We start from the raw sequence: 25,259 nt of genomic DNA, 5'->3' as shown, positions 1-25,259 counted from the left end.
CTTTTAAATAACTACTTTTAACACAACGCTTTTACAGCTCTCGCTGAACCCGTTCGCCAGGGAATTGCCTGGTCAGTTTGCCACGGAATGGAGTGGTCAGTTTCCCCGGAATAGTCACAAAGAACGTTATCATAACGAATTGCTGAGCGTTCTTCCCAGCCTGGTTGAAGAAACCACGACAACCTGCCTGTATAAAATTGATTTATGGAAACGCTATCGTCTCATTTATCCTAAAGGCTGCTCGATCAATAACTTTTATAAATATTTTAAAAAATGGCAAAAAGAAAATCATATCTGCAAATACTATCCGGTACATGTTACCAAAATCCCGGAACCGGATTGGGAGGTCCTTAACGGATGGCGCCATTTTACTGACACCGAGTTGTGGCGAAAGGCGGTCATTATCCAGGATTCTTTCCTGAATAGACCAATAGCAGAAATTTCGGCCCAGATTGAACTATCCCAGGAATCAATCCTTAAATGGATAGCCGCCTACAAGTTGAAAGGCATGGAAGGCCTGCAGCGCAAGCCATTCGTGAACCCGAAAATTGTGGAAAGCAACAAGGTGAAGCAGGCGAATATTCTCAAACTTCTCCAGCAAACCCCGAAGCACCATGGCCAGAACCGTGCAGCCTGGAGCCTGGCAGCGCTGTCACGTGCTTACGCAAAGGAATACGGAAGCAGCCTGTCGAGAGATGCAATTGGCGATCACCTGGGGATAATGGGTTACCGTTTTCAGCGATCAATTGAAAGGCTCGTCAGCCATGATAAAGATTTCAAGGCAAAGCTGGACAACATCAAACGCATTCTATCCGGTCTGAAGGCCGGTGAAAAGTTTTTCTCCATAGACGAATACGGACCGGCCAGCATCAGGATCCGGGGGGGACGGACCCTGACCAAAGCAGGGGAAATCAAATCAATCCCAAAGTTTCAACGGGGAAAAGGATGGTTTGTTATGACCGCCGCACTTGAGCTCTCCACAAACCAGGTCACCCATTTTTATTCGCGGGGAAAGAATACCGCGGAAATGATCAAACTTATAGGGGTGCTGAGCGACCAGTACCGAACTGATGACAAACTGTACCTATCGTGGGACGCTGCGTCCTGGCATTCGTCGAAAATATTGATGGGGCACCTTAAAAAAATCAACACAAAAACCTACCGCCGCCTGCACGGTACGCCGCAATTTGAACTTGCGCCACTGCCTTCGTCATCGCCATACCTGAATGTCATCGAATCCGTCTTCAGCGGCATGGCAAGGGCCATTATCCATAACAGTGACTACAGTTCTGTCGAGGAGTGCCAGGCAGCTATGGACCGCTATTTTTCAGACAGAAACGAACACTTCCGGTTTAATCCCCAGAAGGCCGGCAATAAAATATGGGGAAAGGAAATTGTCGCCCCGGTTTTTGATGAAAATCAAAACTGTAAAGAAAGGCTGATGAAAGGCCGGAAGCGCACTTATAATTACTAATTATTTTAGTATTTGCGATTGTTTTCTTATTTTTGGGCCTATCGCATTATGGAAACAAATCTGGCATTATTCGGGGTCAGCGCCTTGTCAGGAATGACGGGGGCTATACTGGCGCAAATTGTTGCAGCTATAAACAACTATTTTACTGATAATAGAAAACATAATTTCGAAGTGAATAACCAGTTTCAAAACAGGAAAATCGAAATAGGGGAGAACTTCTATTATATGAACGGGGAGATGATGGCTGTAATCCGTAAGAACATCGAGTTCTGGAAGAATTTTAACACCTCAAGAGGGGAGGCAAGCCTCGAGTCACTTAAAACGGAGGTGAAGCAATTTACGGCTCATCTCGATAAGCTGAATGCTGAAAATTGGAAATATAACCTGATCACGCTTTATTTCAATGTATCGTTCACACCGAACGAAATACAGGCGGTTAACGCGCAAAGCCGCAAGCTCCATTTGAATATCCTTGACCTGACCGGCCGGTTGAAAAATGCCGTACCTGAGGAAAAAGAAGCGATACTGGGAAAATATGCCATGGCTGTTTTTGATATGTGCAACCATTACGAGGCTGTTTACGCAAAACTTGAGCAGGATAAAAACGTAATCCGGAATGAATTGCTGAAAGATTACGGTGTTTAAATTTAAGCAAAACAAAGGACTATCAAATTACAAAGTGGAACCAAAACAATTGAAAATTGATTTCATTTAAATAAACTATTGACGCTTCGGTGGTCCCGGATTTACAATAAAATTGAATATTATTGCATGAGGAGTTTTCCTGATTTGAATAAAAACTAATACCGGCATTATGAAGAAAATATTTGGTGCTCTACTGTTGCTTCTAACTGTGGCTGGCGCAGCCCGGTCACAATCAATATATCAGCAGTATTCGTACCAGTTTTATCAAAAACTTAATGCCGATGTTTATTCAACCAAAACCAGGCAGCACAGTTCGTTAAGGCCATTTTTTGCTGATGACTCCGTGATAAAACGCCGCTACGATTCTTTAATGAATTACGGCAGCGATGGCAAATCGCAAGGCGGGGTTTATGCTAAATTATTTAACGAGCATTTAATTGATTATAAAGGCCCCAACTCCACATTTTATGCTGATTTGCTGCCCGATTTTGCCATTGGCAGGGATTTTTCGAATAAACTGAATACCAACAACGTGTCACTCGGTCTGCAGGTTGGAGGTACGTTTGGCAATAAATTCAGCTATTATGTAGCGGGTTACGAAAATAGCGCGGTTGTGCCCCCATACCTGGCTACCTACATTAATCAAACCGGAATTATACCCGGGCAGGCTTACGCCAAAGTTTATAAAGCAAACGGATACGACTGGGATTATATCACCGCAACAGCATCTTATACGCCCACCAGTTTTCTGAATATTTCGGCCGGGCGCGACAAAACATTTATTGGCGATGGTTACCGTTCGCTTTTACTGTCAGACGCGGCATCGCCTTACCCATTCTTCAGGTTAACGGCAACCCTTGGCAATGTAAGGTACATGGCCATGTGGGCCAGTTTTACCGATCCGGTTGATTTAGACGCCGCGGGTAATAACCGCAAAAAAGGCGGGGTTTTTCATTATCTCGACTGGAACGTTACTAACCGGTTCTCAGTTGGCTTTTTTGACGCTATTATCTTTTACAATAAAGATGATGCGGGCCATTCACGACCATTCGATTTTTCGTACGTAAACCCTATTATATTCCTAAGGCCGGTTGAAGCTTTAAACGGCTCTCCGGATAATGCCCTGATTGGCTTTACCAGCAAGTATAAAATTACCGATGGTATTACAGCATATGGCCAGTTTGCATTGGACGAGTTTGAGTCCGCGAGTTTTTTTTCAAACCCGGGCGGCTACCGTAATAAGTACAGTTGGCAATTTGGTTTCCGGGGCGCCGACCTATTTGGTGTGCGCGGGCTCAATTACCTGGCCGAGACCAATGCGTCCCGTCCATATACCTATTCGGAACGCGGCCCGATTATCAGCTATACCGAAAATGGGGAAATGCTGGCACATCCATGGGGTGCCAATTTCAGGGAGTTTGTCGGTTTGTTGAACTATTCTTATAAACGATTTGACTTTTCAGGTGAAGTTGACTACGGTCACTATGGTCTGGATTCGGATGGATTTGACTATGGAAAAGATCCATTCCAGGATTATACTTTAGCGGTTAAACAAAACGGAAATTATATTGGCCAGGGCTTAACTACTAACATGTTTTACGCCGAGGGTAAAGTTGCTTACTTGATAAACCCTAAATACAACCTACGGATTGAACTTGGCGGCATTTTCAGGGATGAAAAGAATGCCGAATTTCATGATAAGACATCAATGATAATTATTGGATTGCGGAGCACCTTCCGCGGCCTGTATAATGATCTGGCGAGTTACAAAACACATTAATTGCAACAAGTATAATCAGGAACCTTTCATTTAAGGCTTGTTACTAACCAACAACGACCTTACATCTACATCTAAAACTGCCGCAATTTCGAATAGCATTTTTATTGACGGCTGGGAGTCATTAGTGCACCAGTTTGAAACTGAAACGCGGGTTACACCGAGCGTATCTGCCAAATCTTTGTTTGTCATATTTTTTTCAGCCAACACAGATTTGATGCGATTATAATTTGTTTTACCCATTTATTTTCGATGTAAAACAAATATAATAAGCGTGAAATATATGATTTTTTGTCTTTATTAAAGTAAAGGTTTATTAAAGTAAAAGAATAATTTATTTAATTATGCTTTTACTTTATTTTTTATAAATTTGTACTTTCTTTCTAAGGCTCGTGACCAGGTACTGGAAAACTGCATACTACCCGAGGTTGCATTTTCCATCTCGGATTAACGCGTCAATAGTTTTATAATTCATGAAAGCACAAAAAACAGTTAAACCTAAAAAGTATACTTATTTCATTGGTATTGATGTTTCAAAAAACAAACTGGATTATGCAGTGATGCAGGGGAAGGATTTATTATTTCACAGGGTGGCAAAGAACGAGCCGGAAGCTATTCTTGGGTTTTTAGAAGAACTTGAATGCCTTGAAGGATTTAAAATTGCAAAGGCGGTATTTTGCATGGAAGACACCGGTTTTTATTGCAATCACCTTGTAAATTCCTTAAGGTCCTTGAATGCAAATATCAATGTAGGAAATGCAGTTCATATTAAAAACTCGCTGGGGTTAATAAGAGGAAAAGATGATAAGATTGATTCTATCCGGATTGCCAAGTACAGCTGGAAAAACCGGGACGAGCTGCCGCTACTTGGTGAGCGACGTCTGATAATGCAACAACTAATTTGCTTAAATACCTTGTGGATCAGACTGACAAGTGTGGGTGTCATGATGAAAAACCCGCTCAAGGAGCAAGCTAATTTTGTTAATAAGGAATTGCAAACTTTAAGCACTGAGCGCTGTAAGCGGACCGTGAAGGCAATCGTGGCAGATTTAGCCGAATTAAGGACCGCCATTGATAGGGTCATTAATTCAGACGATCGCTTAAAAAGACTAAATCAAATCATCACTTCGGTGCCAGGAGTTGGCCCGGTATCGGCTGTGCAATTGTTGATATGCACTAATGAGTTTAAAAACATTAAAAGCCCGAAGAAATTCGCGTGTTATTCAGGGGTAGCGCCCTTTAAAAAAGAGTCGGGGACGGGAACCGGGGTGATAAGGGCGAGGGTGTCAAAAGCTGCGAATAAAAAAATGAAATCACTTTTGCATATCTGTGCGATGCAAGCGATACGGTATGACGAAAAAATCCGGTTATATTACGAAAGAAAGACTGTGATGGAAAAGAAGTCCAAAATGTCGACAATCAATGCGGTTCGCAACAAACTAATTTTAAGAATTTTTGCGTGCGTAAATCAGGACCGTTGCTACTCAAAAGACTACGTCTCAGGCTATTTGATTGATGTCCCGGAAACATCAACCGAAACAGCCGTAGCCGAAAATTAAAGAATTGATAAAATTATATTGGATTCGGCAACGGGTTTACCAAATACCAACAGGATAATATTGTGTTTTAAAAGGTCAGATCTAATCTGTATAAACTCCTGACGTACCTTAGCGAATTAAATGGCACGGGACTTATTTGAAGCAATAGGATTTATATACCTGTAACTATCCTAAGCCTGTCATTTTAATTTTACCAAAATATCAAGCGAGCTTTAATTTAAAGCTGTTAAACATTAACGCCAGTTACGGTTTTAAATGATTAAAATGGAGGGGACTGGTTTATAACGATAGGAAAGAATAACCAGTTCACTGGTTTAAGACCACTGATTTTTTATTAGAATGCATTATCGAAGAAATAGTAGCGGGATAATTATCCCTTTTATCAGGTTAAAGCCTATGTATCGTTTTAATTCCCGCTACTTTATAAATTTACTATCCGGAAAAGAACTTACTAAAAATGCGCAATCTTGGTGATTCCTTTAAAAAATAAATGGCGGGGGACTTATTTAAAACAATAGGATTTAAAAAACCTGTTACTGTTTTAAGCCCGCCATTTTAATTTTTGCTAGCTAGAACGATGGAGCTGGATAAATTAAATGCTGTTGAGGACTAACACCAACTATGGTTTCTAATGAATAAAATGGGGGGCACTCATTTGTAGCATTAGAAAAACAGATCTGTTCACGGGAAGAAGGCCTTCGCATAATTCGTCCATTTCAACGTAAGAACAGCGAGGTGAATATTATATTTATTACATCAAAACCTAACAAGAGATTTAATTCTCGCTGCTTTTTAAATATTCTAAATGCGTTAGCTAAACATAAACAGCTGCAGCCCAGTTATGGAAATCCCAAAAAGTAAGGTGTAAACAAGCTCATTAATCTAAAAGCCCGCGAGCGCACTTTTCCATCGAATCAGACATGATGAGAACTTATTTATGTTGCGAGCTAACATATAAATTATTTTAACAGATAATCTATAACCTCAATTGCAGATGAACCGGAAAGTAAATAAAACAATATGTTTGTTTTATTTACTTGGAATACCAACAGGAACTATTGGCCAAATCGTCAAGGAAAACTCAAAATAAGTTCTAAATATTTTTCTTGAAAATCTCAGATCTGGTCGACACACATAAAAAGCTATGCTATATTTAGCCGGTAGCTAAGTTTTTATTCAGTAAAAATTGAAACGCCGGAAAATCACACGGCCACGCTTGAGAAAAAAAGAAGCAGGATTTAGTGACCTTAAACAGTATTTTGGGCATTTAAATTGGAGGCTGTTGATATGACCGCAGAGGGGAGAAATTATATGTTTGATGGAAGGATGTTGCTAAACTGATGGGGGGACATCAATGGATAGGAGGCGACCGGCGCACCTATTGTTACGCTTGCCAGTTGCGTATATCTCGTTAAATCGAAAAAAAATGTTGAATATTGGATGCAGGTGGATTATTGGGGCCAGGACAGGCAGTTACAGGAATCAAAGAACAAAAAAAGCGATTAACGTTATTTTTTCATCCTAGCTTCGTACAATACATATTTATCGCTTAACATAGAAAGGTTAAAACCAGTATACCCAGGAAACGATTTCATTACCAACTTCTCCTTTGGGCCATTGTAGGTCTCGGGCAGAATGATAAATAATGGGCCGGCAAACCCATCGTACTTGTAGTCATCCATATCAATTTTATAATCATCTCCAATAGGCGAAAGATTGATAACACGATTGCGCAGGATCTCCAGGCTTACATCGTTGGCTATAAAAACAAATAGCGCATTTTTGTTCTCCCTATCAAGCTTCATGATGGCGTTTAATGATGGCTGGTCGATGTTAATCTGCGATATCCCTGTTGTGCCTTTTGCACTGAGATTTTTGTTGATATTATAACCCTTTATCACGTAGTTAACACTATAACCGGCGATGCACAGGCAAACTACCGTAAACGCCAATTGGTATCCGCGCTTTAACCTGCTTACCATGTAAATCAATCCCGGCGCTATCAGTATACCAATAATGCGGAAATGACGGGCCTCGTAAGATATGTTCAGTTGCTTTAGATAAGCAAAGCCAAAAAACAATAATGCGCCGAAATAAAAAACGAAAATAAAGAGCCGGTAATTGTTATTGTGGACGGACTTTATCAGTGCCCAAATTAACAACAAGCTTAATATGGCCAGGCTAAATACAATCGCAACCGACCAGAAATGACTAAACATGGGTTTCCCAAAGTTATACAGCAGCCCATGAAAAAAATCATCCAATGAGAATCCTGAAAGCAGCGGCGTTGATAGCGGGAAGCTAAATGTGGCTGTAGTTAGTTTAAACCCTTTTGAAACCGTCGCCGGGCTTTGTCCTTTTGAAAGGAATAATATATAAATAGCTGCAAGCGATAATGCAGCAGGCACACCTATCCATAAACCCCTTTTTATCCATTCCACGACGCCTTTACTGCCCATTGACAGGCGTATCCATAAACAGCACGAACCGGCGACATACATCCATAAAAAAGAAGATTTAAAAAAGAAGCCTATCCAGCCGGATAGAAGCACGAAAAGCAATAATTTCCAGTCCGGCTTTTGCAGTGCAACGCAGCCATACAAAAACCAGCCTTCAAAAGCAAACAACAGAATCTCCCCCCCGGTATAAAAAACATATGGAACAAAAAATGCAACCTGGCAAATAATAAATAAAAGGCTAAATGCTGATATCATAGGCGCAAAGCCAATTTTTCTAAAAAAGGTGTAAAAACCGGCCAGTCCACATAGTTGGCCCAACGCAACGGTGATTGCCATAGCCTGCCCTGTATTAACGCCAGCAATCAACTTAAAAAAATACGGCACCAAATATTGCCCGGGCGACCACCATGTTATGAACTCAGTATAATTTTGAGCTATATCGCTTTGGTCGGGGGCCACCATGGTGTTAAAGGGGCCGCCCAGTTGCATGCAGCGCAGTACCTGGAAACCATTGGCCGGGTCTGGAAAAAGTGCCGGCGGAATTAACACCAGCAGTACACCCATAGCCAATACAGCTATCCCAATAGTCCATAAAATAGTTTTGTGAAAGTTTGGTTGTTGCGATGGCATCATTTAAGCAATATTTCTGTTGCGGACTTTTACTGCAGGGTTGCCCTGGTAAATTGAATAGGTATCAAGGTTTTTAGTGGCCACGGAACCGCTGGTTAAAACCGCGTGGGAAGCTGCAGTGACGCCAAGGTTAATGACAGCACATGCGCCGATCCAAACACCTTCTTCCAGTGTAATACTTGCGGTGATCAGATCGAAACTCGTCTTTTTATAGTCGTGGCTTCCGGTAAGCAGTACAGCGCCCTGGGAAATACAAACGTTGCTGCCAATGTTAACCGGAACCAGGCAATCGATCCAAACATTTTCACCGATCCAACTATGGTTGGCTATGCTTAAGTGCCAGGCATATTTTACGTTTACACCTGGTTTTATGGTCACGCCGTTGCCGATTTTCGCGCCAAACAACCTTAGACAGAAAACTTTTATACGGGATGACGGCTGGAAACTGCTTTTAAGAAAAATTGCATTGACATAAAACCACAACAGTCTTTTTAAGCCACTCCCGCCCGGGTGAAAGGGGAAATTATTGTATGTTGACAGGTCTGTTTGCTGCATCGCTGTTTTTATGTTAAAAATCGTGGTAAAATCCACGGAAGGTACTGCGCAGGCCAAACGTTACCTGAACGGTTTTCCGGCTGCTTACATCATTTTTTTCATTTCGGATCAGCCCGCCAAGTTCAAACCGCAGGTTATATTTGGGATTGATGAGATAAGAAGCCGTGCCCTCTGCATAAGTAAGCGTTGTTGGTACGCCCTGGCCAATCGAATGGTTTGAAATAGAGGCAGACGATAGCGGGTAAGTCAGGTCATCCCCATAATTGCTGCCAGCCGGGCTGCGGCCATACCTGGCATAGTTTACCTGGCCCATAAAGTCAAAGTTCCCGGTGGAGTAATTCAGTATAGCAATAGCCTCCCTGAAATTTGCACCTAACGGGTCTCCCAGCGGCTGGCTGTAGTCGGTATAATTGGTAATTATCCGCGGGCTCATGTAGGTATAAGGCTTTACGCTGTTGTACTCTGCCAGGTAGTTTAAACCCTTAACACCTAACAGGTCAGCGCCACGGAGGCCCAGCTGGTAACCATCGCTATTGGTGTTGTCCATCAACCACTGTCCATATAACGCAGCTTTGTCGAGGATTTTATATTTTGCGGTAAACCCTGCCAGTATATTATCCGGCTGCATCGCCGGCCCGATCTTTCCTGAAAAATACAGCGGGTTAACCAGGTTGGCGTCAAAACCGTGAAAGTTTCCGTTATCATCCGCCTCCTGGGCAATCACGGCATGAAAGAATCCAACTGAAATCCTGTTGGTTATATTCCAGTCAAGGTAATGAAAAGCCGCCCATTTGCGGCGGTTGCTGCCAAAAGTGTCAAATTTAGGCAGGTTGATATCCTCCAGGTTGGCCCACATGAGCATGTATTGTAAGTTGCCCAGGTTGGCTGTTAAGCGCAACAGCGGGTAGTTGGCTGCAAAGTCGGATAACAATAACGAACGATAACCATCGCCGATAAATGTTTTGTCAGTACCCATTGTGATGTTGAGTTGCCGGATGGGCGTGTAAGAAACAATTGCGGTCGCATATGACCAGTCCGAGCTTCCTTGTGTGAGGCCGGAATAACTGCGACTGTAAGCCTGCCCGGGCACAAATGCGATTTTATTTACTACATCGCTGTAATACCCCGCGAACCTCGCCGAGTTTTCAAAACCGCTTGAGTAAAATGAGAATTTACTGCCAATTGTACCGCCCACCTGGAAACCGCGTGTATTCAGGTAAGTTTTGATTTTATCGCTAAAATCACGCCCCGCGGTCAAATCGGGCAGGTAATCGGCATAAAAAGTATACTTTTTTGTTTTTACGTCAAAAACATGCTCATTAAACAACTTACGGGCAATCCAGGTTCTGCGGCTACTGTCAACCCCCCGGTTCATAATGGCATTATAGAGCGTAGCCAGCGTGCTGTCAACGAGGAATGGCTTTAACGAAGTATGCAGCGGACTTTTAACCGAATAAATGACCGGATTGAATTTTTGATCGAGCTGGTAGGAATATGGCAGGTACACTGATTGCGCATGGCTTAGCATGATTGAAAAGAATAAGGCAAACCCAAAAATGGAAAGTTTTTTCATGAGTTAAGTATTGTACCGTCGTTTCGTTTTACCCAGAAGTAAAGCGTTATGGAGATTATTATATATAAGATGATATTAAATATGGTGTGGTGGTCAATAAGCCTGTTTTCACGGCTGCTCCAGAACAACGCCAGCAACACCAACCTGGTGACATTTAAAATCTGTATACCAAGCAGACCGCTTAAGAGAAAGATGATTTTTGATTTAAACTTTATGGGGTAGGCGAGTACAAACGCAGCAAAGAAGCTCATTACGCCGAGCCCAAGGCAGGAATAAACCAACACGAGGACCTGGTGCCCGGGTACCAATAATTCATAATCATTGCTGATGGCGGTATACCCAAACAAGCCAAGCACCTGTACGGTGCTTTTTAATAGCAACCACCTTAAACCGCGGATATAATTGAGATGGGTTGCCAGGAACGCACTATAATGATTGCCCGGCGAAGTAAGACCGAAATAAATTATATTAAAATAATAAAACACGGCGAACAGGGCAATAAATACCAGCACAAATTTCACTGGCGATGAATTATTTTCGGGAGGAATTTTGGTGTCTTCCTCTTGTTTTAATATTTCATCTATCTTGATATCGACTACCAGGCGGAACCAAAAGGCCTGCAGGAAATGAAAAATTACTCCGGTACGCCCGTCTAAAATGCCCAGCTGGAAAAAGATACGATACATAAAATAAAGCATTGGCCTGACATACCGCGGCAACCTCCACCAAAGTTGTTTCAGCCAGGCAGTACGCTCATCCGGCGTACCCCAAAATTGTGGGTTTACTGTTTGCGTACGCATTTGCATCAGGCGCTCGACTTCTTCCTGCGCTACCAAATCACTATAACGGTTGTGTTTGGCTATCCAAAAGCTGATTTTGTTTTCTTTTAAATTTTCCTCGATAATAAAGCCTTCTTTCCAAATAACAGTCTTCCCCGGGACGATTAGCCGGTGATCCATATTCTCATTCAGATCGGAATAACCGGTACCAAAACGTATCATTTTTAATAGATAAAAAGGGGAGTAGCCGCCATTCCTGACCCAGCGGCCCTTGAAATAGTTTTTGCGGTTAAAGTAAATACCGTTTATCTCCCGGTAATCTGCATCATTGAAGGAACTTAGCCGGCTGTTTAGCTCCGGGGTAACTACCTGGTCGGCGTCCAGGCAAATTACCCAAGGCGTCCTGACGTCAAAATTCTTTAGCGCGAAATCCCATTGTTTGGGATGGTTTTCGAAGGCATGTTGTAAAACCGTCGCGCCAAAGTCTTTTGCGATTGCGACAGTAGCATCCGTACTGCCGGAATCTAACACGAAAACTGGCGCGTCAAGATTTTTAATTGATGCCAGCAGCCGGGGCAGGTGAATTTCTTCGTTGTATGTGATGATGATAAATGAAAACTGAGTGGTCATTAGAGCCTTGCCTTAATAATCATGCTTTTCCAAAAATAAGGAAATCTCCCGCACCCCCTGAATCTGGTAATGGTGAACCCGGAATTCGTTAAAGCTCTTGTCAAGGTCTTTCTGGACCATAATTTGATATGGCCGCCCAGCCATAGAGGGTCCATATGGCTGTCCCATTTGTTAAAAATACTCAGTGTTAAATTTTTTAGATATCCGTGGTAGGGCGTTGTGATAATAAGCTCACCACCTGGTTGTAGCTGTTGTTTACAAAAATCAATAAAGGCCTGCGGGTTGTATAAATGCTCGATCACCTCGGTTGATATAATAGTATCAAAGGGTATTTCCTGCAGTTGTGACGGCAGGGTACCAGATGATAAGTCCTGCACAAAAAAGCGGCCGGGGTTTGTTTCTTTTGCGATTGTAATACCTTCTTCGGAGGCATCCGTCCCATAGGCATTGTAACCCTGTCCGACCAAGTAATTCACAAGGTAACCGTTGCCGCAGCCCAGATCAAGGATGTATTGATTTTTAGGTTTATCAATCATTCCCAACAGTTCATCCAACTGGTAACCCAGGTTGTGCGTGGGGCCACCACTATGGAACCCGTAATCCTGGTAATCAGCCATTGATAATCTTATTATACATTTCGGTGTAGCGTTGTACCAACTTATTTTCATCAAAATCTTTCCTGATGATGCGGGGGCCAGTTGAACGTATGATCCCGAGTTTCTCTTTATTTGGGTAAATAGTGTTGATCATAATGCCTAATGATTCGGCATCAGGCTCGCATACCCATCCAAAATTATTTGTGATAATATATCCGGCCAAACCCACACGGGGGGTTGTCAATACAGCGGTTCCCTCGCTTAGGCTTTCTATGACCACGTTGCCAAAATTTTCATCGTGCGAGGGCAATACCAGCAGATCATGCCCGGCGAGCAGCCTAAATTTTTCATCGCCCCTAAAGCCAATCCAATTGATATTGGCTGCAACCCTGTTTTTATCCGCCAGCGCTTTTAAGGTGTGGATATAGTTGGTATCGCCATCGCCTGCAATCGTTAAGGTATAGGGAAAATCGACGCCAGGTAATGCATTGAGCAAAATATCCAGCCCTTTTTTCTGCTCTATCCTGGAAAAAAATATCAGCCTGAAAATGCTTGGGTCAACTTGCACCGCCGTCGGTTTTAGCGGCAGCTTTACAAAATTTGGCAGGTTGGTGATAGTTTTGGGTTTAACGATGTCAGTTATTGCCACAGCTTCATATGCAGAGGTTACGTGTATGTGGCAGCTATTTAGCAGCCGCCTGCCTATCATGTAATGAACGAATGATTTTTTACCAGTGTTTTTATTGTTAAATGAATAGATACTTAAGGTACCTCTTGGTGATATAACTACAGGCACCTTTCGTATAACGGCGATTGCGCAGGCAAACAACGACACCAAATTCCACCAGGCATGGATATGGATCACATCAAATCCCCTTGCCTCCCGCGACAATTTTTTAAAAAGTGCCGGGGAAAAATGGCTGTGGTCTTTTGTAAGCCGTTTAAAATAAGTAACCATTACGCCGTCCACAATTACAGGTTTCCCGGGCTCAACCGGCAATTCTTCCTTCCCGTTGGCGGTTGTTGCGTAAACCTCCGTATAGATTCCCGACTTTGCCAAATGCTCGGAAAGCATAGCTACCGACATGGTCGGTCCCCCATAAATATATGCAGGTTTATAAGCTGCGCAGATTTGTAAAACCTTCATATTTCTTTAAGTATATTTTTTGAGCGCAGCAACTTAAATATGATGTGCATGGTTATATAACTCCAAAATACTGAATTAATTAAAAATTCAAAGCTCAGACCACGCCAGAATATCTGGAAAAGCCCGCTGAAGATAAGAGCCGTACCTAAAATATAACCGCCAAAGAGGCCCTCTGCCTTACCGTCTATCCATTGTGCGATAGCACCGTATGCAAAAAGGAATATAAAGACACCGACCCCGCCATACGATAAGTAGGCATCTACAATAAAAGCAGGTTTAGCAGAAACATCTGAGCTCCGGTTAACCACCCGTGCATCATATACCCGCTCCATAACCAAATCTTCTGTGCTGGGTTTCGCAGGCCAGAAAATACGGGGAATGAGTGCGATGCCGGACTGCTTGAGCAATTGTGTGCCGTAATAATCTACGTTTTGCGGTGTCGATTTAACGAATGAAGTAAACATATCGATTTCACTCAGCCGATAGACTAGGAAATCCCAGTTAGTATCATCCTTATTATTCAAAGTGGCATCCAATGCAATTTTGGAAGCATCTTCCGCGGTTTCTTCGCCTGACCAGGCATTTTGACGGAAACTGGCGACGTAGGAAGGCAGGAATATGAATAACAAAATCAATACCGGTCCGAATATTATGGTGACTAATTTTTTATAGCTGGGATAGAGAAACAGCCCTAAAATTAATACGCTGAGAATAATAGGTTCTTTAAAGCCCGAAATGAAAGCCTGGTAAAAATTAAAAAGATAAAACGCCAGGCAAATTATCGTGTTCGGTAATTTGTGCAATGGGATAGCAAAGGCAAGCGCCAGGGTGCCCGCAATAAAGCTGAGCGAGCTGAGCTGGAAATAAAATTGCGCCAGCCCGGGAAGCCGTTGAAAGATGATTGAAACCGGGAATGAAACGATGGCTGTTTTCATCACCAGGCCGGCTAATTTTCCGGGTTCTATATAATATTTTTGTTTCACCGGGTAGTTCATAAATATCAATATGCCTGAAACAAAAGCGGCATGCCCCAGGCAATAATAACGCTGGCATTGTGCTGTAAGCGCTAATTTTTCCGGATCGACCAGTAATATACCTTTTACCTGCTGCAGGTATTGGTAGCCCATTATATTTAGAAAATAAAAGATCGAGGTGCAACTCATATAGCCGGCGAAAATTATCTGGATGATGAATATCGGCCGCATAATCTGTTCGGGAATGCTTCGGTCCTGCGGCAACGCTTTGATTTTCCCGGTTAGCGTAACATAAAAAATAAAAAATGAACCTGACCAGGCTACCAGGAACGACGTGACAGGTGAAAATGAGAAGACCCAGGAAGCAATCCATGGCAGAAACAGTAACAGGTGCTTCGCGTAGTCATTTTCTTGATTCATAAATGCGTGGAATTTCCCCGGTCACCGGAGCTGTCTTCACAAAGTAATTTATTTTCGATGGCTTGTGCAATTTCATCGAAATTCCACGATTTAATAATGGAACTTGATTGCTGCCCGAATGTAACCAATAAGTCCCTGTTTTCCGTCATTTGTTTTAGTTTTTCGACCAGGCTGTTCACGTTTTCACTTTCAAAAACAGCGCCGTTTCTCTTACTATTTACCAGGTCCGCGGCGCAACCCACCTGGTCTGATGTTAGTATAGCTTTTCCACACGCCATCGCTTCATTGACACTTAATCCCCACGTTTCACTTTTCGATGACAGGCAAAACAGATCGGCGGCCTGGTAGAGCACCGGCATATAAGACTGATTTTTAAAACCAGTAAAATGAATATTTCCCCGCCCGGCCGCTGCGGTTCGAAGCTCTTCTTCACTGCTGCCGCTTCCTGCGAGGAGTAAATGAACATTCCGCCTGTCCAAAATCGAAAATGCGGATAACAGCAATGGTAAATTCTTAACCGGTTCGAATTTTCCGGCGTACAGCACCAGGATGTCGTGTGAGTTGAGGCCAAGCGACGAACGCAGTTCGCCGGCTTCCGGGGTCCTGTCTGCGGCAAATCTTTCATTGTCTACAGCATGTGGCGCGAAGCTGAGATGACGCCCGGTTAGCCCGTACTCTTCAAAATAGTGTTTATTATTCATACCGACATAAAATGCATGATCGATATGCCTATAAACCCACTTTAGAAAAACAGTGCGCAGCATTTGTTTGAGTATGCCGGACTTCAGCAGCATGGTTGAATCGCCGCGAAAGTAAACTGGCACTTTATTGCTGAAATGATGAATGATTTTTAGGTGACCGTAATAGGCCCAGCCAAAAACAAGTAAAGCATCAGGCTGGTATTGTCTTATCCGTGAAATGCCATCGGGGTTAACGATTCCTTTAAAGTGATGGGAACCCGGCGAGTTTGCTGTATTTTTAAGCCATTCAAATTCGTAGCCATCCAATAAAGGAAGGTCCCAACTAATATTTTGTTTAAATCCCTTGTCAGGCAAGTCCGTTGCTTGTTGGCCCAGTGTATAAAATACTTTTATGGCAACCCGCTGACGCTCAGATAAAAGTTTGAACACCGGGGCGTAATATTGAATCGGGTGGGTTGTAATAATTGCCAACTTCTTCATTTGATCTTAACTACTCCGGTTATTATTCCTGCTGAAGAATATTCAATAGCCCTTTCAAACAGCTTAACCTGTCTGCCTGTGAGTTCTTCGGCGCTGTAGTTTTTAAAAATTGCAGTCAGCGTGATTGGCTTTAGCCGGCCAACGGCCCAGTTTGTTAAAGTCTGATGAATGCTATCCGTCAAACAACCCGGATCTTCCTCGAAGGTCAATAGTACTGCATCGTTTGAACAGGCCTTTATCACTCCGGAGGCATTGCTGCGATCGTTAAAAATTGCCATTAACGGTTTGCCTGTCATTAGATATGGATAGATTTTCGAAGCCGTATATTTTGGATCGTCTGAACCGGGTATAAATAAAGCGTCTGCCTGTTGCAAGGTTAGTAAAGTATGATAATAACTGATGCGGTCAGTTATCTCCACCACCTGCGAATCGACCCCGATTTTTTTCGCCAGTGGTAAAATTGTGGGTTTACCCGTTCCTGCAGGTGCATAACTTGTACCTATAAAATAAAACCGTAGCTTGCTGAATACCGCTGCATCTTCGGCCAACCCTTTTTTTAATGCCAGGAATACTGGAGTAACAGCTTTTTGCATATCCATGCCACCGCGGCCGGCGTACACAATATTGATAAACCCGGTTTGCAGCAAGGGTTCAAATTTATGCCGATTATCATTTGCTATTTTCAAATCCGGTTCAAACGCGCCAAAAGTAATAACGGCCGACGGTATGTCTTTTATGGACGGGTACCTGTTTTTTAAATCGCTGATATAATCGGGCGATACGCTGATCAGCCCGCTCGCCGCTTTCATCGCGATAGGTTCCAGAAATTTATGCAGACGGTAGGAAAACCAGTATTTAGGAGGGCGCTGATCCTTGGACTTATCTTGATAATATTCAGAATGCCATGGGTCCTGCATATCAATTACGTAAGGAACACCAAAACGTTTTTTCCAATAAGCGCCTAAAATACACAGCGGGAACTGGGTTGTTGAAAAATAAATAAGATCAAACCGCTCCTTTTTTAAAATCTCATTCACCTTTTTTAAAAAAGGCCATAGTGAGCGCAACGCAAGACTGCCCAACCCAACTTTTGCAGTAATCGATTTGCTAAAGGCATTTACTTTATAAATTTTTAAGTCAGCCGGTAAACTTTCGGTAAGTAAATCATCCTGCACGACGTCACCATATTTTTCATCAACGGCTACGATCGTTGCGTCCCATTCAAACTGCTTAAAATAAGGCAGGCTCATCCTTATGCGTTGTAAATCTGCCGTATTTGACGGGGGAAAGTAGGGGGAGATAATCAAAACCCTTTTTAGTCCCAATATTTATTTTGAATTAAAGAGTGTGTTTTTCTGATAAAAAGGATATCTGTTTGCCATAGAGCTTTATCCAAAGGCCTTCTGATAAACGAGCAAATATCATAAGTTATAAAGTCCCTTTCGTCCCAAAATCTAATTACCTCAGCAATTAAGGGGCTGTTTTTGTTAACTTCTATTAACGATACTTCGCAGAGGATAAACTGTATACTTTCCAAAATATTTGAGGCGCCTTTCAAAACCTCCAATTCGTAACCCTGAACATCAAGTTTAATAAAATCTGGGAGTTTGAAATTGTTGCTGCTATTTGGGATGATATTGTCTAATGCTTCCAGCCGCCGGGATTCTTTTTTAAAGGTGTTTGGCTTCTATTCTTCGAGAACGCTGCTTACTGTCTCATTTATGTGAAAAACGGCTTCCTTACCGCTTGCTGAACCTAAAAGGCCAATGTGATAGCGCGTCCCCGGCAGGGTGCCTGAGACAACCTCCAAGGCATCGGCTTTATCCTGCTGGACTTCAATCATTAAAACATTGGCCGAGGGAAAAATTTTCTTAAACATCATGGTCCACCCGCCATCAAAAGCACCTGCATCAACCGCGAATAGAGGAAAATAACCAAGTTTTTTTACGTTCAGTAAAGTCCATTCCATTGATGTTATATGGTACCTGTTTTTAAGCTCCCAGATTTTTTGTTCCGATAAAAAAAGCCTCAGGACCTTGTTTAGCAGCGTTTTCATAATTTTTCAATTAAACCACCGTTTGTTTTTAAGCGTTTCGCGCGCCTCTGTCCAATCACAAATCTCGTCAATGATATCATAAAAACCCTTTTGTTTTTCAGGTAAGTTACCGGATTCAATATTAGTTATTATCGTTTCCAGGTTTTCGTAAAAAGTCTTCGTACGGAAGGGAGGGTGCAATGACCACAGCCCCTTCCCCTGTCCTAAAAAATCGATTCGTTCAAGCCCGTTATTTTTTAAATAAATCGAAATGATATGTTCCGGCAGGTCGGCGTTGGAGTTCCCCTGAACAATCGCTTTTATTTGACCGCGGATTTTTGGTTTTTTTGGTAATAATTTTTGTGTTTTAAATCGGGCTTTATCAATCATGAATATTCTTGTGCTCATTCCGTCAAACGCATAGGTGTAAGGGGCTATTTTATGCTTTATGACCTGGTTAATTAATATATCCTTCGGATGCGGCGGACCCGGGAGAGGGGAGACAATGAAACAGGAATTGTCATTTTCAAAATAGGCGGCAGCTTCTTTTACCCAAACCTGACTACCACCGCCCAAAAACATATCTGAATCTAAATGAAAAACCAAATCATTGGCTGCCGCGAATAACCCAAAAAAGTAAGCATAAAATGGTCCGCCTCTGAAGTCCTTATCGGGGATATAGTTCTTTCCAAAAAAATATCTCGCAATCGCTGATTTTACAGCTGTACTATAGTCGACAAATACAATCCGGACTTTGTACGCCGTTTCTATTTCCTCTTTTAGAAAATGGTTAAGCCGCTCTTTATAAAGGTCCCAATCCTTGCTAAACCGTCCCTTACTGGGTCTGGTATCTACTGTTAATAATATTTCGTCCACCTGGCCTGATAAAATATCAAGCTGATGTTTTAGTAAATATTTACTATGTAAATAATCCCCCGGGGAAAGGCTAATCTGTAAACTGATTTTTGAGCTCAAGTGCATTTGATGTTAAACGTAATATTTTGGAGGATTCCGCATCCCATGAAAAATACAGGGCCGCAGCTCCTGCCGCTGTTCGCGCCGCTTGTATAGCATTGGGGTTATTGAGCCAGGCTATTAATCTGTCAATATCAGCCTTTGCAGGGTGTTGGGGTAACATAAAGCCGGGCTTAAATTTGGTAAAAATCTCTTTTTGACCTGCGGTTTCCGTGGCGATAACGGGCAAGCCTGCCTGCAGGTATTGAAAAAATTTGTTCGTTACTGTAAAGTTTCTGCTTGGAGGGTGATCAAGCTCTAAAGCGAGCCCGATATCAAAATCTGAGATTTTTTGAGCAAGTTCGTTTTCCCCCACCAGGTCGTGGAAATATAGTTCATGCCGTTTGGGAATTAAAGAAAGCAGCTTTTTCTTATAGACGGGGTCAGCAGTACCAAGTAAATTCAGGGATATTTTGGTGTTCAGATATTTCAGCAATGCAATAAACTCCTCGATACCCCGTCCCGGGCCGATAGTCTGTGAGAACCAAAACAGATTTAAGGATTTTGCAAAATTCTTTCGCCTTTTATGAAGATCGCCCTGAAAAGGAAAAACGTTATAGATCACCTCCGGTCTCTTGCTTTTGTAAACGCGCGCCAGTTCATCTGCCAAAGCATGAGAGGTAGTGGTGCAAAACAAACCCTGGGTCAGGGCAATATATTCTATTTTTTTTAACAACCGGACCGGCCTTTTTTCCCTGGCCGCTGGCAAAAGGTCAGCTGAATACCAGTCTTCCAGGTCAAACGCTACGTTTCGACCTGCTTTTATAAGCCTGGTACCTGTATACGCAGCCAATTCCTGATGACAGATATACAAATCAGCGTTGAGGCCCTTGCTTTTTTTTAAATGTTTATGCGTTCCATAGCCTAAAGCCATTGGATTATCGATTTTCAGATATTTAACAAAGAAACCGCCGAGTCTGAAAATTACTTTATCGCAAAAGGTATAAAAGTTGTTCAGTGAAAGATCGGAGACATTTTGGATACTGATTGATGGATAGTCCACTACAAGGTCGAAATCCTGTTGTTGCAACTGTTTTGAAAATACGACGTTCAAAATGCAGACCTCATAGCCATTTTTACTTAGTGTAATTGCTTCTTTTAAAACACGTGGATTGCGGCAGAGATGCGATTGTGACAATATCCCAATTTTATATTTCATCTGGTTGATTGATGCGGAACAGATTGATTGAGATGAATGGTATGTGAGAGGAGCCGGTCATAGACATCTTGGCCCGACCTTAGTTTTCTTTTTAACCGGGATAATTTAAGGCCATTTTTTAAAAGCCACCGGATAAAAATAAGCCAATCACCGAAGCTGAAACACTTCATAAAGGATGCGTCTTTTAAAATAAAAATGGTTACCAAAAAGAAATTGGCAACGGGAGAGGGCTTTTTTCTGCGGTAAAACAACAACGTTTCACAAAATGTTTTTTTTTGATTGCCGGATGCCTGAATAAAACTACCCAGTAGCATGAGCTGACAGTTTGTCCAAACCAGCGGGTCTTCGGAGCGATTCGTTTGTAGAGTCTGTGAAAAATTGGCCAATGGCTTATTTTTAAGATAAATAGGAAACTCGAAGGTTCTTTCTCTCGCGCTTTCCATCATGCTAAAATCGCAAGTATCAGGAACGGTATATTTTTTTGCGAATTTACCCCTGTACAACATGGCACCGTTGGAGTGTAACGCACCCATTGCCTGCCGGAAATCCGGCCAGTCGAAAAAAGAATCCTCGCGGTTAACCGGCCATGTGGTCGCACAGGTATTTACCCATTGATCATTTGCTTCTTCTTTCCATATACGCATGTTGCTCCAGGCAATCTTTATGGTCGGATTTTTATCCATTACAAAAATCATTTCCGTTAAAAAATCCGGCTCCCACCAGTTATCGTCTTCGAGGATGCTGACATAATCTTCTTCGCAGTCTTTGAAGGCCAGGTTAAAACTTGCAGTAGCGCCAAGGTTGCGCGAATGGTTTTTTACAAAAAAACGGGGATCGTTCAATGATTCCACGTATTGGGATGGAAACATATCCTCCGGGCAATCATTATGTACCTCGCAGATCCAGTCTTTAAAGTGTTGGCCAATCAGGCTTTGCACCGCGCGGGGTAGTAGATGGTTTCTTTTATAAGTGAAAATATATATTTTACACCTTGCCATTATAGTTTTTGGTAAACCCGGTTATGACCGATATTTAATATATTTTTAAATTGCATTTTATCAATTATTTTGCAGGCATCTGATACCGATTTATGGCCCTTCCAGAATTTAGTCCCGGGTATATTACAGGAGGCGTCATCCATAACCAGGAATCCGCCTTTTTCGACCAGGCAAGCATACTGTTTTATATCATGTAGCACGCCTTCAAAGGTATGGTCACCGTCGACATAAATTATAGCGAACCTTTGCGTCGAAACACGCTCGATAATGGTGGCATCAGTGGAATACCCCTTTATCAATTTAACAAGGTTAAAGTCCAGGTCAAAATGGCTGAACAAGTTTCTAATGATATTAAAATAATCTGAATCCTCATAATGATTTCCACTAACCATGTTGTCCCTGTATCTTTTTGAAACCCTGGCTAATATTCTTCTGATTAACGGATATTTTTGAACAGGGTTGCCTGTCAATGGGGTTATGCCATAAACTTTAGCGGTAATATTTAACTGTTTAGCAATCAAACTCCACAGCGAAACTATTTGCCCTTTAAAGACGCCTATTTCTAAAAAAACAGGATTCATCCCGCTTATCTCAATGTGCTTTATCATTAAATACCACATGTAGGTAAATGCCCTTTCTCCGAAGCCTAAATTTTCGGCTTCGATATAATCCCGGTGATCCTTAAGAAATTTAATAGTGTCAGTTTTATGTTTAAAATGCTCAAACAAATAGTCGTTATGTGCTTCGCTGTTGGTATATGATCCGATATAGTTGATTAATTCGTCAGGCATCGTTAAATATTTGTTTTAGCATTTTTGTTAGTTTCCATCCAATCAATAAGGCGGCGAATTTAGTATATCCCCCTGATGGGTAAGGGATTTTTGCGCCACCCAACTCCCTGATTTTATGCTCGGCAATTTTGACCATTTGCTGCTCTCTGGGGTAAACTTCGTAAACAAAGCTTTGCCAAAGATTCGCACACCCCTGTCTTACAGACTGGGTGTACGGCATTTCCTTTAATACGAGTTCGGTAGATAATCGTACCGAATCAAATAAAGACTGGTAGGCACTTAATCCTTTTTTACTGGATAAACCATCAATTCCTGATCGGTAATAGAAAAATGCATCATGGTTAAACATTATCTTTTCAGCCTGTATAAAAAGCCTCGTATAAAATTCAAGATCATCATTCAGACTCAGGGTTTCATTCCAAAGCCCCGCTTTTTCAATAAGTTTTTTTGGAACCAGGGCTCTGCCCGGTGTTGTCATTGGGCTGCTGTTATACCAGTAATAACTGATCCATTCTTCGAGAACCATCTCTTCATACGGTATCGGCACCTCATTGAAACTGCCGATATTATCATTATAAAAACGTCCCCATGCCGATAAAACGATCACGTCGCATCTATTGTTAATTTTTTTTAATTGCAGTGTGACAAAGTCCGGTTTGACAAAATCATCGGCATCAAAAAAGATGATGTACTGCCCTTTTGAATGCCCGTAAGCTATATTCCTTGCGCCTGATGCCCCGGTGTTGGCAACACTTATGCATGTAATCCTGGTATCCTCAACGTTTTTTATTTTTAGGATTGTCGCATCAGTTGAACCATCATCGACGACAATGATTTCAATGGAAGGATATGTTTGAGCACATAGACACCTTAGCGTTTCCCCGATATATTTTTCACAATTATATGCCGGCATGCAGATGGAGACCAGGGGGGTAACGTTGTGTTCTGTTATTGTTGTTTTCAACTATAAGTAGGCGGCGGATGATATGGTTTCCGGAATGCGTTTTATGTTAATACCTGTTTTTTCCAGCTTTTTTTGAAATAGAATTCTTTGGACTCGTCAACATAATGATGTAGGGTGCCGATTTGATTTTCTACCTGGTCCTCCGTGGGTAAAACAATATAGCTGGATTTCGGGGCAAGATAAAGGTCAGTTGATTTTTCCAGAATGATTGCCGTAATCAGCTGTTCTAAATAGTATTGTGACCCGAAGTTATCCTCAAACGCTTTTACCATACTTTCAATAAACGAGAAATCCATACGTTCGCTATACAGGGCGTACATTCCTGAATTAATATTGTTTCTTACGGGGATGGGCCAAATTTTTAAAATCTCCGATTCACTGTAACCATAACTTCGGCTTACATCGTGAATGCCGAAGGCTCTGTTGCTTTGATCATACTTTTCATGAAGCCAATTTAAAAATTCTATGGGCTTTTTTATAAAAAGCATATCGGAATCGAAAAAAGCGGATAATCCGTCGTTTTCGAGATGCGGGTAGATCAGTTTTTTAAATAAGGGAAGGGCGTTTATCTTTTTATTCAGGTATGGGAATTCGGATTCAGGCAAACGACTTTGAATGGCCAACTTGGTTTGATCAACATCGATCACCCGGATATTTGGGAACCTTTTTTTTAGAATCGCCAGTGTGGCGCCGCTTAAGGTCCCGTCACTGTAATAATTAACAGAAAAGTTACCCGATTCCGCCGGTGTTAAAAATTTAAAATAACTATAGGTACAAAATAATGTCTGATGAATAAACCTGTCGCCGGTTAAAAAATTTATTTTGAACTTCCCGTTAAAACTAAAACCGCTGTTTATTTCTAAATCGTTTAAAGCATAGGACTTCATTTCCTGTTCCGCAGCCAGCATACCCAGGTAATTTTTTTCCCCACCAAATTTTTTTAAAGTTGCCCGCGCGTTTTTGCGTTGGAAATAAAGCCTGTATATTAATTTTCCGATTACGGACATTGTTATCGTATATATTTAGGATGAATGGAAAGCATTAATTTATTCTGGTATCCTCACAATTTCGAGCTCAATATTATTAAGTGCGGCGGCAATTTCGGCAAATGAACTCCAATAAGATCCTAATATTTTACTGGTTGCTGACAGGCAATACAAATCAACTACGGCGTCCTGCATTCCCCGGACAGTTTGCCTGCTACGCTCTTTTTTATGAACAATAACTTTTTCGCAAAAAAAAGAGGTGACAATTTTTTCCACTTCCGGGTCATCTGTACAAAGGAAGAATGTTGTCTTTTTGCAAGCAGCCATTGCTGCCTGCATTTTTTGTACAAACAAATCGATTGGACTGTATTTTATTGAATTGTCGTGGTCAGTCCTCCTGATATGAACGCCGATTGTACAGGCGGTAATCTGACGGGCTACATCACGAATTTTTTCACGGACAGATAAAACGGGTTTGAAATAGGAAAGTGCATTTAAGGTTTCCCCGAATGCCTGACAGGTCTGGATGTATGTAATTCCGTGATTTTTTGCGGCAAAGTAAACATCCAGTTTCCCTTTGAAAACCAGGTTATAAAAATCATTATCAAGTATACAATAATCTATCCCGATTAATTTATTAACAAATGCGGCCTGGATTTTTTTTCCAGGCGTGGTCTGGTTAGAGCTTTTAATATAATTGTATTTTCGTTCTTTTGACTGGATCGTAAACGCCGGGCAATCTTCAAATAACAAATTAAAGGGACAATTTAATTCATAATTCTCGTTCCAGATAACGATCAGCTTGGTATTTAATTTTTGCTGCAGCAAGATCGCCGAAGCTATCACCCTCATTCGGTTGGCGAGCCCGCCCAATGGTTCAGCGATAATCATACCTTAGATTGATGCTGTATGA

General features: G+C 41.9%; 23 protein-coding genes. 4 read left to right on the top strand and 19 right to left on the bottom strand.

Annotated features, from left to right (window positions below; all coding sequences use genetic code 11):
* Positions 1–64 precede the first annotated feature (64 nt).
* From NAF19_RS12490 to NAF19_RS12480, 3 genes are all read left to right on the top strand, one after another.
* Entirely contained in the window at positions 65–1,474 is a 1,410-nt protein-coding gene (locus NAF19_RS12490) for an IS630 family transposase (protein ID WP_252790389.1), read from the top strand.
* 48 nt (positions 1,475–1,522) lie between these two features.
* Entirely contained in the window at positions 1,523–2,119 is a 597-nt protein-coding gene (locus tag NAF19_RS12485; protein WP_252790388.1) for a hypothetical protein, read from the top strand.
* 169 nt (positions 2,120–2,288) lie between these two features.
* Positions 2,289–3,899 (top strand): capsule assembly Wzi family protein, encoded by a 1,611-nt coding sequence (locus NAF19_RS12480; RefSeq protein ID WP_252790387.1) that lies wholly within the window; start codon positions 2,289–2,291, stop codon positions 3,897–3,899.
* 30 nt (positions 3,900–3,929) lie between these two features.
* On the opposite strand, the gene NAF19_RS12475 is transcribed toward NAF19_RS12480, so the two are convergent.
* Entirely contained in the window at positions 3,930–4,139 is a 210-nt protein-coding gene (locus NAF19_RS12475) for a helix-turn-helix transcriptional regulator (protein WP_256484280.1), read from the bottom strand.
* Positions 4,140–4,369: 230 nt separating this feature from the next.
* Here NAF19_RS12475 and NAF19_RS12470 point away from each other — a divergent pair, with 230 nt between their 5' ends.
* The gene (locus tag NAF19_RS12470; protein WP_252790385.1) at positions 4,370–5,455 is read left to right on the top strand and encodes a transposase; all 1,086 of its coding nucleotides are present in this window, start codon (positions 4,370–4,372) and stop codon (positions 5,453–5,455) included.
* 1,508 nt (positions 5,456–6,963) lie between these two features.
* Here the strand turns inward: NAF19_RS12470 and NAF19_RS12465 are convergent.
* The 18 genes from NAF19_RS12465 to NAF19_RS12385 form a co-directional block, all read right to left on the bottom strand.
* Positions 6,964–8,547, bottom strand: coding sequence for a hypothetical protein (locus NAF19_RS12465; RefSeq protein ID WP_252790384.1), 1,584 nt, complete (start codon positions 8,545–8,547; stop codon positions 6,964–6,966).
* Complete coding sequence (locus NAF19_RS12460; RefSeq protein WP_252790383.1) at positions 8,548–9,099, bottom strand: WcaF family extracellular polysaccharide biosynthesis acetyltransferase; 552 nt, start codon at positions 9,097–9,099, stop codon at positions 8,548–8,550.
* Between the two features lie 13 nt (positions 9,100–9,112).
* Positions 9,113–10,672, bottom strand: a complete 1,560-nt coding sequence (locus tag NAF19_RS12455; protein WP_252790382.1) for a gliding motility protein RemB — start codon at positions 10,670–10,672, stop codon at positions 9,113–9,115.
* On the bottom strand, positions 10,669–12,081 hold the full coding sequence (gene xrtY, locus NAF19_RS12450) for an exosortase Y (protein WP_252790381.1): 1,413 nt from the start codon (positions 12,079–12,081) through the stop codon (positions 10,669–10,671). Before xrtY ends, NAF19_RS12455 begins: the two co-directional genes overlap by 4 nt.
* Positions 12,081–12,698: a class I SAM-dependent methyltransferase gene (locus tag NAF19_RS12445; RefSeq protein ID WP_252790380.1), complete on the bottom strand. Its 618-nt coding sequence runs from the start codon at positions 12,696–12,698 to the stop codon at positions 12,081–12,083. The genes xrtY and NAF19_RS12445 overlap by 1 nt, the downstream gene beginning before the upstream one ends.
* Positions 12,691–13,824, bottom strand: a complete 1,134-nt coding sequence (locus NAF19_RS12440) for an XrtY-associated glycosyltransferase XYAG1 (RefSeq protein ID WP_252790379.1) — start codon at positions 13,822–13,824, stop codon at positions 12,691–12,693. Before NAF19_RS12440 ends, NAF19_RS12445 begins: the two co-directional genes overlap by 8 nt.
* A complete protein-coding gene (locus NAF19_RS12435; protein ID WP_252790378.1) occupies positions 13,821–15,218 on the bottom strand; it encodes an exosortase Y-associated Wzy-like protein in 1,398 nt (465 codons plus the stop codon). The genes NAF19_RS12440 and NAF19_RS12435 overlap by 4 nt, the downstream gene beginning before the upstream one ends.
* Entirely contained in the window at positions 15,215–16,399 is a 1,185-nt protein-coding gene (locus NAF19_RS12430) for a glycosyltransferase family 4 protein (RefSeq protein WP_252790377.1), read from the bottom strand. The genes NAF19_RS12435 and NAF19_RS12430 overlap by 4 nt, the downstream gene beginning before the upstream one ends.
* On the bottom strand, positions 16,396–17,649 hold the full coding sequence (locus tag NAF19_RS12425; protein ID WP_252790376.1) for a glycosyltransferase: 1,254 nt from the start codon (positions 17,647–17,649) through the stop codon (positions 16,396–16,398). The genes NAF19_RS12430 and NAF19_RS12425 overlap by 4 nt, the downstream gene beginning before the upstream one ends.
* Before the next feature lie 65 nt (positions 17,650–17,714).
* Positions 17,715–18,053, bottom strand: coding sequence for an FkbM family methyltransferase (locus NAF19_RS30755; protein WP_370362876.1), 339 nt, complete (start codon positions 18,051–18,053; stop codon positions 17,715–17,717).
* Between the two features lie 33 nt (positions 18,054–18,086).
* The gene (locus NAF19_RS12420; RefSeq protein ID WP_252790375.1) at positions 18,087–18,455 is read right to left on the bottom strand and encodes a hypothetical protein; all 369 of its coding nucleotides are present in this window, start codon (positions 18,453–18,455) and stop codon (positions 18,087–18,089) included.
* Between the two features lie 6 nt (positions 18,456–18,461).
* A complete protein-coding gene (locus tag NAF19_RS12415; protein WP_252790374.1) occupies positions 18,462–19,310 on the bottom strand; it encodes a hypothetical protein in 849 nt (282 codons plus the stop codon).
* 70 nt (positions 19,311–19,380) lie between these two features.
* Positions 19,381–20,607: a glycosyltransferase family protein gene (locus NAF19_RS12410; protein ID WP_252790373.1), complete on the bottom strand. Its 1,227-nt coding sequence runs from the start codon at positions 20,605–20,607 to the stop codon at positions 19,381–19,383.
* Positions 20,604–21,605 (bottom strand): glycosyltransferase family 2 protein, encoded by a 1,002-nt coding sequence (locus tag NAF19_RS12405; RefSeq protein ID WP_252790372.1) that lies wholly within the window; start codon positions 21,603–21,605, stop codon positions 20,604–20,606. Before NAF19_RS12405 ends, NAF19_RS12410 begins: the two co-directional genes overlap by 4 nt.
* Positions 21,605–22,396, bottom strand: a complete 792-nt coding sequence (locus tag NAF19_RS12400; RefSeq protein ID WP_252790371.1) for a CmcI family methyltransferase — start codon at positions 22,394–22,396, stop codon at positions 21,605–21,607. Before NAF19_RS12400 ends, NAF19_RS12405 begins: the two co-directional genes overlap by 1 nt.
* On the bottom strand, positions 22,389–23,360 hold the full coding sequence (locus tag NAF19_RS12395; protein WP_252790370.1) for a glycosyltransferase family 2 protein: 972 nt from the start codon (positions 23,358–23,360) through the stop codon (positions 22,389–22,391). Before NAF19_RS12395 ends, NAF19_RS12400 begins: the two co-directional genes overlap by 8 nt.
* Positions 23,361–23,401: 41 nt before the next feature.
* A complete protein-coding gene (locus NAF19_RS12390) occupies positions 23,402–24,367 on the bottom strand; it encodes a hypothetical protein (RefSeq protein WP_252790369.1) in 966 nt (321 codons plus the stop codon).
* 39 nt (positions 24,368–24,406) lie between these two features.
* A complete protein-coding gene (locus tag NAF19_RS12385) occupies positions 24,407–25,237 on the bottom strand; it encodes an O-fucosyltransferase family protein (RefSeq protein WP_252790368.1) in 831 nt (276 codons plus the stop codon).
* Positions 25,238–25,259: the final 22 nt, after the last annotated feature.

It is taken from the genome of Mucilaginibacter flavidus (assembly GCF_024055575.1).
Taxonomy (GTDB): Bacteria; Bacteroidota; Bacteroidia; order Sphingobacteriales; family Sphingobacteriaceae; genus Mucilaginibacter; species Mucilaginibacter flavidus.
Note: the sequence above shows the minus strand (reverse complement) of the source record. Positions and strands in the feature narration are given on the sequence as shown.